This window comes from Parvularcula sp. LCG005 (assembly GCF_032930845.1).
GTDB lineage: Bacteria > Pseudomonadota > Alphaproteobacteria > Caulobacterales > Parvularculaceae > Parvularcula.
This window is the reverse complement of the sequence record NZ_CP136758.1, coordinates 2884579-2899663: the sequence shown is the minus strand read 5'-3', so window position 1 is coordinate 2899663 and position 15085 is coordinate 2884579. Positions and strand designations below refer to the sequence as shown.

General features: G+C 60.0%; 19 protein-coding genes. 5 read left to right on the top strand and 14 right to left on the bottom strand.

Annotation, left to right across the window (positions count from 1 at the left end):
• Window positions 1-10 precede the first annotated feature (10 nt).
• Window positions 11-814 (bottom strand): outer membrane protein, encoded by an 804-nt coding sequence (locus tag RUI03_RS13770; protein ID WP_317288040.1) that lies wholly within the window; start codon window positions 812-814, stop codon window positions 11-13.
• Between the two features lie 129 nt (window positions 815-943).
• A complete protein-coding gene (gene zapE, locus RUI03_RS13765; protein WP_317288039.1) occupies window positions 944-2098 on the bottom strand; it encodes a cell division protein ZapE in 1155 nt (384 codons plus the stop codon).
• A gap of 95 nt (window positions 2099-2193) precedes the next feature.
• Here zapE and RUI03_RS13760 point away from each other — a divergent pair, with 95 nt between their 5' ends.
• Window positions 2194-3183, top strand: coding sequence for a threonine/serine dehydratase (locus tag RUI03_RS13760; protein ID WP_317288038.1), 990 nt, complete (start codon window positions 2194-2196; stop codon window positions 3181-3183).
• Here the strand turns inward: RUI03_RS13760 and RUI03_RS13755 are convergent.
• The 3 genes from RUI03_RS13755 to RUI03_RS13745 are packed head-to-tail and all read right to left on the bottom strand — an operon-like array spanning window position 3171 to window position 4649.
• Window positions 3171-3839 carry an MIP/aquaporin family protein gene (locus tag RUI03_RS13755; RefSeq protein ID WP_317288037.1) on the bottom strand — a complete coding sequence of 223 codons (669 nt, stop codon included), beginning with the start codon at window positions 3837-3839 and terminating at the stop codon, window positions 3171-3173. The genes RUI03_RS13760 and RUI03_RS13755 overlap by 13 nt on opposite strands.
• 3 nt (window positions 3840-3842) lie before the next feature.
• Window positions 3843-4289, bottom strand: a complete 447-nt coding sequence (locus RUI03_RS13750; RefSeq protein ID WP_317288036.1) for an arsenate reductase ArsC — start codon at window positions 4287-4289, stop codon at window positions 3843-3845.
• Between the two features lie 33 nt (window positions 4290-4322).
• On the bottom strand, window positions 4323-4649 hold the full coding sequence (locus RUI03_RS13745) for a metalloregulator ArsR/SmtB family transcription factor (protein WP_317288035.1): 327 nt from the start codon (window positions 4647-4649) through the stop codon (window positions 4323-4325).
• 122 nt (window positions 4650-4771) lie between these two features.
• On the opposite strand from RUI03_RS13745, the gene RUI03_RS13740 reads away from it, so the two are divergent.
• Both RUI03_RS13740 and RUI03_RS13735 read left to right on the top strand, forming a co-directional pair.
• Window positions 4772-5296 carry a GNAT family N-acetyltransferase gene (locus RUI03_RS13740; RefSeq protein WP_317288034.1) on the top strand — a complete coding sequence of 175 codons (525 nt, stop codon included), beginning with the start codon at window positions 4772-4774 and terminating at the stop codon, window positions 5294-5296.
• 60 nt (window positions 5297-5356) lie between these two features.
• Window positions 5357-6154, top strand: coding sequence for a c-type cytochrome (locus RUI03_RS13735; protein ID WP_317288033.1), 798 nt, complete (start codon window positions 5357-5359; stop codon window positions 6152-6154).
• A 106-nt stretch (window positions 6155-6260) separates the two neighbouring features.
• Here RUI03_RS13735 and RUI03_RS13730 read toward each other — a convergent pair whose 3' ends face one another.
• From RUI03_RS13730 to sdhC, 5 genes are all read right to left on the bottom strand, one after another.
• The gene (locus tag RUI03_RS13730; RefSeq protein WP_317288032.1) at window positions 6261-6842 is read right to left on the bottom strand and encodes an NUDIX domain-containing protein; all 582 of its coding nucleotides are present in this window, start codon (window positions 6840-6842) and stop codon (window positions 6261-6263) included.
• A gap of 28 nt (window positions 6843-6870) precedes the next feature.
• The gene (locus RUI03_RS13725) at window positions 6871-7671 is read right to left on the bottom strand and encodes a succinate dehydrogenase iron-sulfur subunit (protein ID WP_317288031.1); all 801 of its coding nucleotides are present in this window, start codon (window positions 7669-7671) and stop codon (window positions 6871-6873) included.
• A gap of 101 nt (window positions 7672-7772) precedes the next feature.
• Window positions 7773-9572 (bottom strand): succinate dehydrogenase flavoprotein subunit, encoded by a 1800-nt coding sequence (gene sdhA, locus RUI03_RS13720; RefSeq protein WP_317288030.1) that lies wholly within the window; start codon window positions 9570-9572, stop codon window positions 7773-7775.
• A gap of 12 nt (window positions 9573-9584) precedes the next feature.
• The gene (gene sdhD / locus RUI03_RS13715; RefSeq protein WP_317288029.1) at window positions 9585-9938 is read right to left on the bottom strand and encodes a succinate dehydrogenase, hydrophobic membrane anchor protein; all 354 of its coding nucleotides are present in this window, start codon (window positions 9936-9938) and stop codon (window positions 9585-9587) included.
• A gap of 3 nt (window positions 9939-9941) precedes the next feature.
• Complete coding sequence (gene sdhC / locus RUI03_RS13710; protein WP_317289656.1) at window positions 9942-10319, bottom strand: succinate dehydrogenase, cytochrome b556 subunit; 378 nt, start codon at window positions 10317-10319, stop codon at window positions 9942-9944.
• Between the two features lie 202 nt (window positions 10320-10521).
• Here sdhC and RUI03_RS13705 point away from each other — a divergent pair, with 202 nt between their 5' ends.
• Window positions 10522-11043 carry a YbjN domain-containing protein gene (locus RUI03_RS13705; protein ID WP_317288028.1) on the top strand — a complete coding sequence of 174 codons (522 nt, stop codon included), beginning with the start codon at window positions 10522-10524 and terminating at the stop codon, window positions 11041-11043.
• Window positions 11044-11052: 9 nt separating this feature from the next.
• On the top strand, window positions 11053-11412 hold the full coding sequence (locus RUI03_RS13700) for a 2OG-Fe(II) oxygenase (RefSeq protein ID WP_317288027.1): 360 nt from the start codon (window positions 11053-11055) through the stop codon (window positions 11410-11412).
• A gap of 4 nt (window positions 11413-11416) precedes the next feature.
• On the opposite strand, the gene RUI03_RS13695 is transcribed toward RUI03_RS13700, so the two are convergent.
• The 4 genes from RUI03_RS13695 to RUI03_RS13680 all read right to left on the bottom strand — a co-directional run bounded on the left by RUI03_RS13695 (window position 11417) and on the right by RUI03_RS13680 (window position 14941).
• Complete coding sequence (locus RUI03_RS13695) at window positions 11417-12316, bottom strand: DUF4349 domain-containing protein (protein ID WP_317288026.1); 900 nt, start codon at window positions 12314-12316, stop codon at window positions 11417-11419.
• 62 nt (window positions 12317-12378) lie between these two features.
• The gene (locus RUI03_RS13690) at window positions 12379-12498 is read right to left on the bottom strand and encodes a DUF2474 family protein (RefSeq protein ID WP_317288025.1); all 120 of its coding nucleotides are present in this window, start codon (window positions 12496-12498) and stop codon (window positions 12379-12381) included.
• Window positions 12498-13511: a cytochrome d ubiquinol oxidase subunit II gene (gene cydB, locus RUI03_RS13685; protein ID WP_317288024.1), complete on the bottom strand. Its 1014-nt coding sequence runs from the start codon at window positions 13509-13511 to the stop codon at window positions 12498-12500. Before cydB ends, RUI03_RS13690 begins: the two co-directional genes overlap by 1 nt.
• On the bottom strand, window positions 13511-14941 hold the full coding sequence (locus tag RUI03_RS13680; protein WP_317288023.1) for a cytochrome ubiquinol oxidase subunit I: 1431 nt from the start codon (window positions 14939-14941) through the stop codon (window positions 13511-13513). The genes cydB and RUI03_RS13680 overlap by 1 nt, the downstream gene beginning before the upstream one ends.
• Between the last annotated feature and the right edge of the window lie 144 nt (window positions 14942-15085).

Below are 15085 nucleotides of genomic sequence, written 5' to 3'. Positions count from 1 at the left end.
TGAAGTTCAATCAGAAGCCGAGGCGAAGGCCCACTTCGCCCACCAGTCCTTCATTCTCAACGGAAAAGGCTGGTGGCAGATATTCAGTGTTCACCGACACATCACTCATGCCGCGATAGCGGGCACCGAGGGTCAGGTCCGTATCGGATTTGAATTCATAGGCCATGCCGACAATCGCCTGATAGGCAAAGACGGTCTCGTCCATGTTGACGAGGTCTACCCCGCCGGGCCGGAAATCCACATCCACTTCGGCAATACCGATACCGGCACCCACATAGGGGACCCAACGGCTTTCCTTGATGGGCAGATCAAGGAAACCATTGGCGAAGGTCGCCTTGGTTTCGACCTTGCCGTAACCACTCGAAAAAATGCTGTCGAGATCATTGCCGGGCGGCGTGTAATACCGGTCGCGCGCGTCCTTGTCCTCATCCTCGCGATTGGGATCATCGCTGGCGATGCTGAAGGCGCGATAGGTTGCCGTGTCGTTCTGCAAGTAGGAAACCTCCGCTTCGATGCGGAAGCGCGACGAGAAGCGGTAACCGGCGGCAAGATTGGTGAAATTGCCGAAATTCAGGCCATCACCATCGAATTTGTTGTGCATTGTCGACGGGAAGACGAGTTCCATTTCCTGATCGGACGTCAGGGGCTGGGTCGTGTCGAGGACATAGACATTCTGGCGGGGGCCAATGAAAGGATTGGTGCCGCCGAGACTGGCGGAGATATAATAGCCATGGTCTTCCTGCGACCAGGCCGAAGAAACGCAGAGCGTCGAGAGTGTTGTCCCGATCAATAATGCCGTCCGGCCGCTCAACATTTCACACCTCCAACGCCTAATCCTGGGTAGGTCAAATTGACCCATCCAACCCAAACTGCATTAGCATAACGCATTTAGGCAAGGTTCGGTTCAAAGGATGTTAAATTTATGGCGGCCTTGGTTAATCAATCACGAAGATTGTTCTGGGTCGGGACCCACATGCTCTAGACCAAGATAGGCCTCAGACTGCATTTCGCGAAGGCGGCTCACGGTCCTTTCGAACTCGAAAGAACCATCACCTGTTGGGTACAGGTCTTCTGGTGCCACCTCGGCAGAGCAAAACAAAGTGCAGCGCGCTTCGTAGAGGGCGTCGATCAGGGTCACAAACCGCTTGGCCTCGTTGCGGAGGTCCGGTGACATCTGCGGTATATGATCAATAAAAACAGTCGGATAATCGGCGGCGAGGAGAAGGTAGTCTTTCGCGCCGTGGGTGGAGGCACACCAGTGGTCGAACGTGCCGCGCGCCGTGCCACGGGCTGCGCAGGGCACTGAAATTTCCCGGCTGCCGGAGCGCAAAACAGCCCTTTCGGCGACCGCGCCGGTCGTCATGGCGCGCCAGCTGGCGTTCATCGCGTCGTCGGATTTCCGGTTCAGCGGATAGAAATAGACGTCCTGATTTTGCAGCCGATCGAGCCTGTAATCCTTAATGCCTACGAGGTGCTGAACGGTCAGGTGACGCTCGATCATCTCGATGAAAGGCATGAAAAGCTGCCGATTGATGCCGTTCTTGTAGAGCTCATCGGGACGTCGATTGGATGTCGCAACGATCACGGCACCAAGCTCGAACAGGGTCTCGAACAGCCGTCCCAGGATCATGGCGTCGGCGACATCGGACACCTGAAATTCGTCGAAACAGAAAAGATGCGCCCCGTTGAACACCGATTGGGCGGCGTGGGGGATGGGGTCATCAAGGCTCGCATCATGATGGCGCGCGGGGTGCGATTTTCGCTCCGCTTCGCTCAGGCCGCGCCATTGCGTCATGAAACTGTGCACTTCCTGCATGAAGGCATGAAAATGGACCCGTCGCCGTGCAGCCACCGGTGCATTTTCCACGAACAGATCCATCAAAAGGCTCTTGCCGACGCCGACGCCGCCCCACAAATAAACACCCTTCGGGGCCTCGCGACGATGCCGACGGAACAGACCTTCAGACCGACCGGGGCGATACCCTTTCAGGGCCGCTGACAGCTCTGCCAGGAGGATGGCAGCCTGACGCTGCTCCGGATCGGGAGTGAGCGTGCCTTCATCGACCAATTGCTGATAGGCAGGGAGCGGTTGCGTCATGCGGGTTGGGGTCTTCCGTTTGCGCAGTGTTTGAGGTCAGACGAGCCTGACAGGACTGATCGTTGATATAGCGATGATGGAAGAGGACGCAATCGATGCAAAAGACGGCGAGTGTCACGATTGATGATATCCATGCGGCGGCCGACCGGCTGCGGCCGCATCTGACACCGACGCCGCTCTTGCGCTCCCCCCTGCTGGATCTGCGCTGTCGCGGTGAGGTTTTCCTGAAAGCAGAGTGCCTGCAGCAGACCGGATCGTTCAAGATTCGCGGTGCGCTGAACCGCGTTCTGCAACTGACCGAGCGGGAAAAAGCCGCAGGGGTCGTTGCTTATTCATCGGGCAATCATGCTCAGGGCGTGGCGCTGGCGGCCCGTATGGCTGGGGTCGAGGCGACCATTGTGATGCCGGAAGATGCCCCCCAGGTGAAACGCGATCGTACCCGCAGGCTCGGTGCCGAGATCGTGACCTATGACCGGCTTAATGAAAGCCGGGAGGAGATTGCCGGCCGGCTGGCCGCAGAGAAGGGCGCTGTTCTCATCCCCCCGTTCGACGATCCGCACGTCATTGCCGGACAGGGAACGGTGGGCCTTGAGATTGCCGAGACAACGCAACGCCTGGGTGTCGAACTCGACCAGATCCTTGTGTGCTGTTCCGGCGGTGGGCTTGCGGCGGGTATCGGCATGGCGATGGCGGCTGAGCACCCCGGGGCGCGCCTGTTCACGGTCGAACCCAAAGGCTTTGACGATGTCCGGCGCTCTCTGGTGTCAGGCGGCCGTCTGGCCAACCCGCCGGGCGGTACCTCCGTCTGCGACGCCCTGCTGGTCTCGACATCAGGGCAGATCACCTTTCCCCTCCTCAAGTCGCTCAAGGCAGAGGGGCTGGCCGTCTCCGACCAGGAAGCGATGGCCGCCATCCGCTTTGCCGCTGAAGAGCTGAAAGTCATATTGGAGCCGGGGGGCGCAGTGGCGCTGGCCGCCATCCTCTATGGCCATGTGGCTACCAAGGGCCTGCGGACGGCCGTGGTCCTGTCGGGCGGCAATGTAGACCGCGCCGTCTTTGACCGGGCCATGCGCTACGCCGTCTGAGGCCTTGCTGCAGGCACCAGCCACCCGGCGATGCCCGTCGCCGCCAGCATGCCGATGCCCTGTCCCAACAGGAATCCAGGGATGGATGATGGCGCGATCCCCGCGAATGTGTCGCTGAGCGATCGGGCTAGCGTGACCGCCGGGTTTGCAAAGCTGGTCGACGAGGTGAACCAGTAGCCTGCCACGATGACGAGCCCCACCGCCACGGCGACAGCTTCTGGCCGCTGCCGCACGGTCAGCAGGATGGTGAGTACAAGAGCAAAGGTCGCAACGCTTTCGCCCAGCACCTGCCCGATGCCCTCGCGCGCCTTGATGCTGACCTGCATGATCTCGAGATCGAACATGCCATGGGCCAGCCAGACGCCGAGGAAGGCGCCGATAATCTGTGCAAGAATGAAGCCTGTGGCAGCGGCCGGGCCAATCTGTCGTTGAAGCAGGAAGCTCAAGGTCACGGCTGGATTGAAATGGGCTCCGGAAATAGGCCCAAACATCCAGATCAGGACGACAAGACCCGCACCCGTCGCCAGCGTATTGCCAAGCAGGGCCACGGCATCATCCGTCGACAGAACATCTCCCATGATCCCCGACCCGATGACGATGGCGAGCAGCAGCGCCGTGCCGAGACATTCGGCAACCCATTTCTTCGCATAGGGCATCGTTCAACCTGTCAGTTCGTCTATCTTTGAACGGATGTTCGCAAAGACCTGCGAAAAGGTTGCAAGCCGATCTTCCTCGCTGCCTTCGGCCGCTGCGGGGTCCGGGAATGACCAGTGCAGTTTCCGGGGCGGCGGTGTTTCAGGGCGCGTCGGCCAGATCGGGCAGACTTCGGCGGCGGCGTTATCACAGACGGTGATGACCACATCCATCACCGGCGCGGGCGGACGAGAGAAATCGTTCCAGCTTTTCGACCGGGGCGAGGCGCCGTCGCCATCCTGGGGTGTGACGCCGTGAGCTGCCAGTGTCTGCAGGGCCATTGGATGGGGCGTACCCGTCGGATTTGATCCCGCAGAGTATCCGGCCCAGTCGCCGCCAATATGGTTCAGATAGCTTTCGGCCATTATCGACCGGGCCGAATTGCCGGTACACAGAAAAAGAACATTGGTCATCGCGCACAACCCCTCACAGCTCACACTGGGGCGCTATCTAGGGGAGGGACGACCTGATGTCTGCGTCAAATCCACATTCACCTCGCTGAAGTCATCTTCAAGCATACGGGCCAGACCGCGCAGGCTTGGAATGTCAGCGCGATAGACAATGAGACGACCTTGCCGCTCCGATGTAATCAAACCGTTCCGCGTGAGTTCTTTCAGGTGGAATGACAAGGTCGAGGCCGGGACCTTCGTCAGGTTGGCCAGCTCTCCTGCAGGCAGACCATCAGGACCTGCTGCCGCCAACTGGCGCAGGATATTGAGGCGAGTGGTCTGAGCCAGTGCGCCGAAACGGTTAGCAACAAGGTGAGCATCCATGGCCGAACTGTGGTAGTAGAGGCGAAGTTTATCAACTTAAATCTGTAGTTCGTATCCACAAGTTTTTCAAACAATTAGAGGATAGTTCTAAAGTTACTTGTGAAAGCAGTAAGTGATCGTATATGTCGTATTATATCGAACTGGTTCCATTGGATCCGTCAGCGCACGCTGAGGCCATGCACCTCATTTTTGGTGATGAGGCCAGTTGTCGTTACCTGCCCAGTCCTGCCTTCGCAACAGTGACGGACACTGAGAAACAGTTGGAAGAGTGGGCCGACGGGCCCGAAAGCATCAGTTGGGCCATGGCTGACAAGGCGTCTGGTGAGATCCTGGGCCGGGTGACGTTCTTTATAAATTGTCCCGGCGTTTGGGAGGCGGGGATCATGGTCGTGCCTCACGCAACGGGGCGCGGCATAGCTCGGCAGGGCATGGCGTTGGCGCTGAAGACCTTCGTACCGACGTTTCGTCCCCGCCGGATCATTGCCGATATCGATCCGGAGAATACGCCATCGCTGGCACTCTTCAGGTCGCTTGGTTTCCAGCAGGACGGCTATCTGCGCGCCCAGTGGCATACGCATATCGGGATCAGAGATACCGTACTGATGGCCTGGGTCGAAGGAGATCCTGCGCCATGGCTGACTGCATAACGGTCTTGGCGGTCCTGCCGCCGGAATGGTACGATATTCATCGGGTTTGGAGAGAGCCCCATGAAACTCACTGTCCATATCGTCGGCGCGGTCATAGCCGCGATCGCCGCTTTTGTATCTGCAGTCTATTTGATCAGTGAGCGGAAGCTCACCCAATATCCACAGCCGACGGAGTTTACCGCCGATATTCCATCCGACCTGAAAACCATCGAACAGGGGCGGCATGTGGCGCGGATACGAGGGTGTTTCGGCTGCCACGGGCAGAAGCTTGAAGGCCGGACGTTCACAGATCAATGGTCATGGGTCGAACGTGCTGTGGCGCCCAATCTCGCTGCGTATGCGAGGGATCACGATGTGGCGACGCTTGAACGGGCGATTCGTCATGGTATCGGCGCTGACGACCGGGCTTTCTGGTCCATGCCGTCCTATAATTTCGTGCACCTGAGTGATGACGACCTTATCGCCATGATCGCCTATCTCCGGTCGGTGCCGGTCGAAGCGAGCGATCTGCCGGATCCTATTCTGGGCTGGAAGGCGCGATGGCTGCTTGCCGTTGAAGGCGAGAAAAGCCTCGCCATGTGGGCCACTGACGTGCCACCCCTCAAGCATCAGATGCACGAAAACGCGGCGATCCGTCGGGGTGAGTATCTGGCGATGACGACCTGCAATGAATGCCACGGGCTTGATCTGCGTGGGAAGTCGGGCGACCCGGCGACACCCGATCTGGCCATCGTTGCAAGCTACCCCGAAGACGACTTCAGGCAGCTTCTGACGACCGGTGTAGGAATGGGAGGGCGGGACAATCTGGGGCTGATGAGCCTCGTCGCGCCAGACCGTTTTCCAGACCTTACGGCGTAGGAGTTCGACGACCTGCGCACCTATCTTTCAACCCTTGCTGATGAGCCTGTGCCACAGGACGTCTGGTGGCGGGAGTAGGGGCCAACGGCCATTGGCGTCAGGGCGCCTACGCAAAGATGGTCAGTGCGGCATGCTGCAGCAGCATGATCGTCTTGGCGTCACAGATCTGACCATTGCGGACCATGTCCATGGCATCCTCAATGCTCATCTCCAGCACATCAATGTCCTCCCCTTCATCGGCTTTACCGCCACCGGCTGAGGTTTTCATGCTCGGGTCATACCGTGAAATGAAGAAGTGGATTTGCTCGGTGACGCTGCCCGGGCTCATGAAGCTGGTGAAGACCCGCTGCACGTCGTGAAGCGAATAGCCCAGCTCCTCTTCGGCTTCGAGGCGGATGCGGGTTTCAGGATCAGCATCATCCAGCAATCCCGCGGCTGCCTCGATCAACAGGCCATCATAGCCCGCTTCAAAGGCGGGATAACGAAACTGGCGGATCAGAAGGACGGTGCTACGCGCCGGATCATAGGGAAGGATGGCCGCGCCATGGCCACGGTCCAGGACCTCACGATCCTGTTTCTGCCAGCTACCGTCCTGCCGCTGCCATTCAAAACTCACCTGCTTGTAGGTGTAGTGCACCTCAGCGAGGATATCTTCACTGAGCAGGCGGAAACGGTCCTTGATGGTCACAGAGGGTCCGGCCTTTCGGGGCGCGCCCCTATTTGCGGCGCTCGATCTGCATGCGCTTGATTTCGGCAATGGCTTCTGCCGGGTTCAGCCCTTTCGGACAGACATTCACGCAGTTCATGATGGTGTGGCAGCGGTAGAGCTTGAACGTATCGTCAAGCGCGGCCAGCCGTTCGTCGGTCTTGTCGTCGCGACTGTCCTTGATCCAGCGGTGCGCCTGGAGAAGCGCCGCCGGGCCGAGATATTCCTCTTCGCCCTCTTTCGAACCGTTCCACCAGTAGGAAGGGCAGGATGTTGAGCAACAGGCGCACAGAATGCATTCGTAAAGGCCGTCGAGCTTCTCGCGGTCTTCGGGCGACTGCTGGATTTCGGTCTTTGGCAATTCATCGCGCTGCAGGAACGGGCGAACCTCTGCGTGCTGTTCGTAGAATTTGCTCAGATCGGTGACCAGATCCTTGACCACGGGCTGGTGGGGCAAGGGATAGATCGAAATATCGCCCGATCCCAGCTCATCGAGCCCGGTGATGCAGGCGAGGCCGTTCTTGCCATTGATGTTGAAGGCGCAGGAGCCGCACACGCCTTCGCGGCAGGACCGGCGGAAAGCAAGCGTGGGATCGAGCTCTGACTTGATCTTGATCAGAAGATCCAGAACCATCGATACGCCCTGAACGTTCACGTCATAGGTGTCGACGCGCGGGTTCTGGCCGTCTTCGGGGTCATACCGGTAAACCTTGACCGTGCGCAGCTTGGCGCCTTCGACCGTTTTGGTCGGCGCATAATGGCGACCTTCGCCGGAGATTTTCGAATTTTTGGGAAGCGTCAGTTCGACCATTTTCTATCCAATCCCATGCGCGTCGGCGCGAAAGTTGTGTCTTGCCGGGGGCGCCGTGCAGGAAACGCGGCGCCGCCCCCGAGGTAGGAGTGCGACGGGGTCTAGTAGACCCGCTTCTTGGGTTCGATATACGACACCTCGTTCGACAGGGTCCATGTATGGACCGGCCGGTAGTCGATGCGGGTATCGCCATTATCGTACCAGGCGATGGTATGTTTCATCCAGTTGGTGTCGTCGCGTTCAGTGAAGTCCTCACGCGCGTGAGCGCCGCGGCTTTCCTGACGGTTGGCTGCTGAGTCCATCGTCACCATGGCCTGGGAGATAAGGTTGTCGAACTCGAGTGTTTCAACGAGGTCCGTGTTCCAGATCATGGTGCGGTCGGAGACATTCACATCATGGATGCCGCCCTGGACGTGGCGGATCTTCTGGGTGCCTTCTTCCAGAACCTCACCGGTACGGAAGACGGCGCAATTGTTCTGCATGACCTTCTGCATGTTGAGGCGCAGGTCTGACGTTGGCGTATCGCCCTTGGCGTAGCGGAACCGGTCGAGGCGATCGAGGGCGTTCTGCCCAGCGCCGTTCTTGAATTCCGGCACTGGCTCTTTCGGATCCAGAATCTCGGCACAGCGCAGGCCTGCAGCGCGGCCAAACACCACCAGGTCGATCAGGCTGTTCGACCCCAAACGGTTGGCACCGTGAACCGACACGCAGGCGGCTTCTCCAATGGCCATAAGGCCGGGGACGACCTTGTCCGTATCGGTGCCATCCTTGGTGACGACTTCGCCGTGGAAGTTGGTCGGGATGCCGCCCATATTGTAGTGCACGGTCGGTAGGACCGGCACCGGCTCCTTGGTCACGTCGACGCCGCAGAAAATGCGCGCTGTCTCAGAGATACCGGGCAGGCGCTCATGCAGGGTCTCGGCCGGGATGTGGTTCAGGTTCAGGTGGATGTGGTCGCTGCCTTCGCCGACGCCGCGGCCATCGCGGATTTCCATCGTCATGGCGCGGCTGACCACGTCACGGCTGGCAAGATCCTTGGCAGAGGGCGCATAGCGCTCCATGAACCGCTCGCCATCCGAGTTCGTCAGGAAGCCGCCTTCACCGCGAGCGCCTTCGGTAATGAGGCAGCCGGCACCATAGATGCCCGTCGGGTGGAACTGGACAAATTCCATGTCCTGCAGCGGCAGGCCGGCGCGCAGGACCATGGCATTGCCATCCCCTGTGCAGGTATGGGCGGAAGTACAGGAGAAATAGGCACGGCCATAGCCGCCGGTGGCGAGGATCACCATCTTGGCGCGGAAGCGGTGAATAGTCCCGTCTTCGAGATTCCACGTCATTACGCCGCGGCACTCGCCGTCTTCCATGATCAGGTCGAGCGCAAAATATTCGATGAAGAATTTGGCCTTCTGGCGCACGGCCTGACCATACAGCGTGTGCAGCATAGCATGACCGGTCCGGTCGGCCGCTGCGCAGGTCCGCTGGACGGGCCCTTCGCCAAAATTCTTGGTCATCCCGCCAAAGGCGCGCTGGTAGATCTTGCCTTCTTCGGTGCGGGAGAAGGGGACACCCCAATGCTCGAGCTCGTACACGGCATCCGGCGCGTTGCGCACGAGATATTCGATCGAGTCCTGATCGCCCAGCCAGTCTGACCCCTTCACGGTGTCATACATGTGCCAGCGCCAGTCATCCTCGCCCATATTGCCGAGCGACGCGGAAATGCCGCCCTGTGCCGCCACTGTGTGGGACCGGGTCGGGAAAACCTTGGTGACGCAGGCGGTGTTAAGGCCCGCCTGGGCAGCCCCGAGCGTCGCGCGAAGACCGGCGCCACCGGCGCCGACGACGACCACGTCATAGACGTGATCAATGATTTCATAGGACGAAGACGGCTGTGTTGCGCTCATCGGATACGTACCTCAGACAATCAGAATTGAAATAATGGACAGGAGACCGGCGCCTGCCATGCCCAGAGCGAACAGAATGTTCACCGTGTGCAGCAGGCCGCGAGTGCCCTTCTTGTGAATGTAGTCGTCGATAATGTCGTTCATGCCCAGATGCATGTGGTAGCCGACACTGACCAGAAACAGACCGAGCAGTATGGCCGTCAGGGGCAGTCCGAGAAGACCGGGACGCCCAAGCCAGGCCACCATGTCGGCGCGGCTGTCGCCAGCGTGGCGGAGTAGGGAAATAACGAGCCAGACCACGAGCGGGATCTGGATCATCGCGGTAAACCGTTGAAGGACGAAATGCTGTGTGGCGTTGCTCGACATGAATCAGGCTCCCGTCACTGAAAAGGCGACTGCCCAGATGATGATGGTCAGAAGGGCGGAGAGACCAAAGACGGTCCAGGCGGCGATCTTGGCCGAGCCTTTTTCGATCGCGTGACCTGAATCCCAGATCAGATGCAGGATGCCTTTGCACATGTGATACATCTGCGCCCAAGTGAATCCGATCAGGATGAGAATGCCGAAAGGTGAGGCGAGGAAGGCCCGCACGCCATTATAGGCATCATCGCCGATCGCGGCCGCCGCGACCCAGACAACGAGCAGAACATAGCCCGCATAAAGCGCGACACCGGTGGCCCGTTGCGCAATAGACGACGCCATGGTTACTGCCCAGCGCCAGATTTGCAGGTGCGGGGACAGCGGCATGGCGGGTGGTGCGCCGGGGGAATATGTCGGTCGGGATGACACGGATTGCTCAGCCATTGTTTCTACATCCTATATCGGTCGACACCGTAACTTCGCAGTGTGGCAAGTCGGCGCGGGTTGCAAGTGGGGCGACGCGCACCTGCCATAGACATCGGCTCGCCTTTACGGCACGTTAATCACAAAGCACAGTGGGGATATCATCATGGGCAAGGGTTTGGTGATTTGGGCAAGTGCCGCAATGGCTCTGGCCGCGTTTTCAGGGGCGACCGCCAGCGCGGCTCCCAAGGAGATGGTGCAGGATTCCATTTCGGCGAATGAGCTTGAAATGCTGCTGACCGAGGCGGGGCTCACGCCGACCATGCTGACGGACAAGACAACCGGCGCGCCCGTCGCGACGGGTCAGGCCAATGGCATGGTGTTCGTCGTGCGGACTCTCGACTGTTCGGGCCGCCCCAAGCGCTGTGGCCAGCTTCTGCTGTTCGCGAACTTCGATCTGGGCCGCGGCGTGACCGATGATGACTATCGCATCGTCAATGGCTTCAACGAGAGCAATGTGAACGGCCGGGCCTATGTGCTCGAGGACAAGTCACAGATCGGCATCGACTTCATCATCGACATGACCGGCGGCGTGACGGAAACCCATATCGGTTCTCGCCTTGGTCGCTGGCCCGGCGTCATCCGCGACTTCAAGGAAGAAATGGTCGGCGCCCAGACGGGAATGTGATCGCCCGCCATGGCCCCGCCGATCTGGCGATGGGTGCGCGGACGACAGGCCAGCGGCTATGACAAGATGCTGCTGGCGACGCTCCCTATCCCTTTGCCATGGGACTGTTATCTCCTGCGGTTCCCCACGGGCAGTGAGATCCCGCCTCATACCGATCCTGTGACCGGCAAACGGCATTATCGGTTGAACATCGTCATCAGGCAGGCGGATGTCGGCGGCGAATTTTTCTGTGCCGATCCGATCTACGCGACCAGACGGATCAAGTTCTTCCGCCCGGATCGATCAGAACACGCCGTGTCCAGGGTTGAGGCGGGCACCCGCTATGTCCTGAGCATCGGCTGGGTGCGGAGATCAACAAGCCGTCCCTGAAGGCTCAGACCTTCCGACGCCGGAACATCCGACGGACGAATGAAATGGCCACCCAAAGGACCGGCACGCCGATCAGGATCCAGGGCAGGGCGGCGGCGATGAACGAGATGACGGCGGCCAGGCTGCGCGCGACCGTCCCGACGAACCCTGTCACGGCCCGCTTGAGCGGATCCAGCGTTTGCGGTGTCACGGCTTTAGGGATCGCGGAATAGTTCACGGACATCATGTCCATGGACACCCGGCCCTTGAGGAAGTTCAGATAGCTTTCGGCGGATTCAATCTCGCCCTGCACCCGGGCCAGCTCCCGCTCAATCTGTAACAGGTCTCCAATCTGATCCGTGTCCTTCTCAAGCAACACCAGCAGTCGTTCGCGCAGGTCGCGCTGGGCCTCCAGCCGGGCCGACGTATCGGTGATGGAGCGGGTCAGGTCCTCGGCGGTGGAGGAGAGGGAGGTCAGCTGCCCTTGGGCTTTCTCCGCTTCGGCAGACAGACCACTTCGGAACGGATCCATGTAGGATTTCGCCGCCCGGAACTGAAGGCGCGCATAGACATAGTCCTCACCCTGTTCATTCAGGGAACTCGACATGACCTGGCAGATGGCGGGACCGGCGGCCTTGCACTTCGCCTCATGGGCGGCAGCCACCGCGCCGACATTGCCAGCGGGCAGGCGCAGCTCGGCATTATATTCATAGGCGAGCTGGCGGTCATCGCTGGGGGCATCCGTGCCCGCCTCCATCATGTCAGCTTGGGGAGCCGCTTTCGCGCGGCTGCCGGTCACGACGATGCTGTCTGCCTCGGCCATCGGGGCGGGGGCGTAGGCAACCTCATAGCTTTCACCACCGCCACCGCCATCACAGGCGGCCAGCATGACCAGCGATACGCCACAGACCAGAATGCGTTTCATGGGCCCACTCCCCTTTTTAAGGCGAGATTACGCGGGGTGCGGGGGCGTGTCCATGACGTCTATCAAGGCATGATCATCGCGCGGATGAGATAGGCGACCGTGCCAACCACCAGAACGCCGCCGCCCCACAGGGCGACGAACCATAACAGTTTCTGCCAGAGGGGGCGGGGCTGACCGGTCATCAGTGATAGCCCTTTTCCGGGTCGATCTTCCCGCGGAACACCCAATAGGCATAGGCCGTGTACCCAAGAATAATGGGGAGAAGGGCGACCGCCCCCACGAACATGAAGATCTGGGATTTGAACGGCGTCGCCGCATCATAGATCGATACATCCGGCGGGACGATATTCGGGAACATCGAAACGCCGAGGCCGACAAAGCAGAGGGCAAAGATGATCAGCGACAGGATGAAGGGCCGGTACTCGTGCTGGTGTCGCCGCAGGGACATGAACATCATCCAGGTCAGGACGCCAATAGCCAGCGGAATGGGTGCCGCGAAGACGATGCCCGGCATGGTGAACCAGCGCCGGTAATATTCTCCTTCGAGAAACGGCGTGGCGAGGCTGACCGCGCCGATGAAACCGATCGTCGCGACACCGAACACCCATGACAGGCTGCGCGCTTTTTCCTGCAGCGGACCCGTGGTCTTCATGACCAGATAGGTCGCCCCCAGGAGGGTATAGCCGACGACCACCGCGACGCCGGTCAGGAGGCTGAACGGCGTCAGCCAGTCCCACCAGCCGCCAGCATAGGCGCGGCCATCGACCTCTACGCCCTGCAGCAGTGCGCCAAGCGCAATCCCCTGGCACAACGACGCGATGAGAGAGCCGCCGAAGAAGGCCCGGTCCCACCATTTCTTCCAGCGCTCCGTGCGCCAACGATATTCGAAAGCGACGCCGCGAAAAACGAGCGCCAGCAGCATGCCGATGATCGGCATATAGAGGGCGGGCATCAGGATCGCATAGGCCATGGGAAAGGCGGCCATCAGGCCGCCGCCGCCGAGGACCAGCCAGGTTTCATTGCCGTCCCAGACGGGCGCGACGGCGTTCATCATGACGTCCCGATCCCGCTTTTCAGGGAACAGGCCGAACAGGATGCCAATGCCAAGGTCGAACCCGTCAAGGACCACGTAGATAAAGACAGCAAGGGCGAGGAGGAAGGCCCAGGCAATGGTCAGTGGTTCTGCGATTTCCATCAGGCAGGCTCCCCATCACCGGGATTGGTCTGGCTTTCCATCTGGGCGGCTGGCGTGGTGCCGGAGGTCCGGATCGGGCCAGGCTCGCTGCGCACGCCGCGCTCACCCAGCTCAGGCGGCTTGCTCATCAGGCGGAGGATATAGAATACCCCCGCGCCAAAGACGGTGAAATAGACGACGATAAAGATCAGCAGGGATGTCGCCACAGCGGGCGCTGCAATCGGGGATACGGAATCGGTCGTCCGTAGCAGGCCGTAGACCGTATAGGGCTGGCGGCCCACCTCCGTCGTAATCCATCCGGCGATCACGGCGACGAGCCCTGATGGGGCCATGACCAAGGCGACCCGGTGCAGCCATGTGTTGGTGTAGAGCGTCTTGCGATAGCGGGTGTAGAGGCTGAACATCCCCACGCCGACCATGGCCATGCCGATGGCCACCATGATGCGGAAGGCCCAGAAAACGATAAAGACGGGCGGCTGCTCGTCATCGGGAATGGTGTCGAGACCCTCCATCGGCGCGTTGAGGTCGTGATGCAGGATCAGGGAGGACAGCTTGGGCACGCCCACGGCGTATTTCAGCTCCTGTTCCTCATCGTCGGGAATACCGAACAGATAGAGCGGCGCCCCCTCGGGGTGGCTCTCATAATGGCCTTCCATCGCCATGACCTTCGCCGGCTGGTGCTCCAGCGTGTTCAGGCCGTGCAAATCACCGAGAAAGACCTGAACCGGCGCCACGATCGCGGCCATCCACATGGCCATGGAGAACATGGTCTTCACGCCGGCATTGTCTTTGCGACCTTTCAGCAGGTGCCACGCGCCAACGCCGCCGACGATGAAGGCGGTGGTCAGATAGGCTGCGGTCAGGGTGTGGGCGAGGCGATAGGGGAAGGAGGGGTTGAAGATGACTTCCATCCAGCTGACAGGCAGGAACTGGCCATTCTCGGCGATTTCGTAGCCTTGCGGGGTGTGCATCCAGCTGTTCACGGACAGGATCCATGTGGCGGAGATGGCCGTACCGACAGCCACCATCAGCGTGGCAAACATGTGCAGCTTCGCCCCCACCCGCTCGCGGCCGAACAGCATGATGCCAAGGAAGCCCGCCTCCAGGAAGAAGGCGGTCAGCACCTCATAGGCCATCAGCGGACCGATCACCGGCCCCGCGATATCGGAGAAGACAGACCAGTTCGTCCCGAACTGGTAGGACATGGTGATGCCGGACACGACGCCCATGGCGAAACCGATAGCAAAAATTTTCAGCCAGTATTTGAAAAGGCGCAGATAGGATTCATTGCCCGTTTTCAGGTACATCCCGTTCAAAACAGCAAGATAGCTGGCCAGTCCGATGGAAAACGCAGGAAAGATGAAGTGAAATGCAACAGTGAAAGCGAATTGGATGCGGGCCAATAATACGGCGTCCAGCTCAGCGAACATGACTTGCCTCGATCTGACCAAAGGTCATCATAGATTTACGCGCGCCCTATACCACTTGACGGTGTAATGCGACCTCAAAAGCGCGGATGCTCCCTGCATATTGTCGCATCGTCAGCAACGGTCCTTCAACACCCTGTGGTGCAG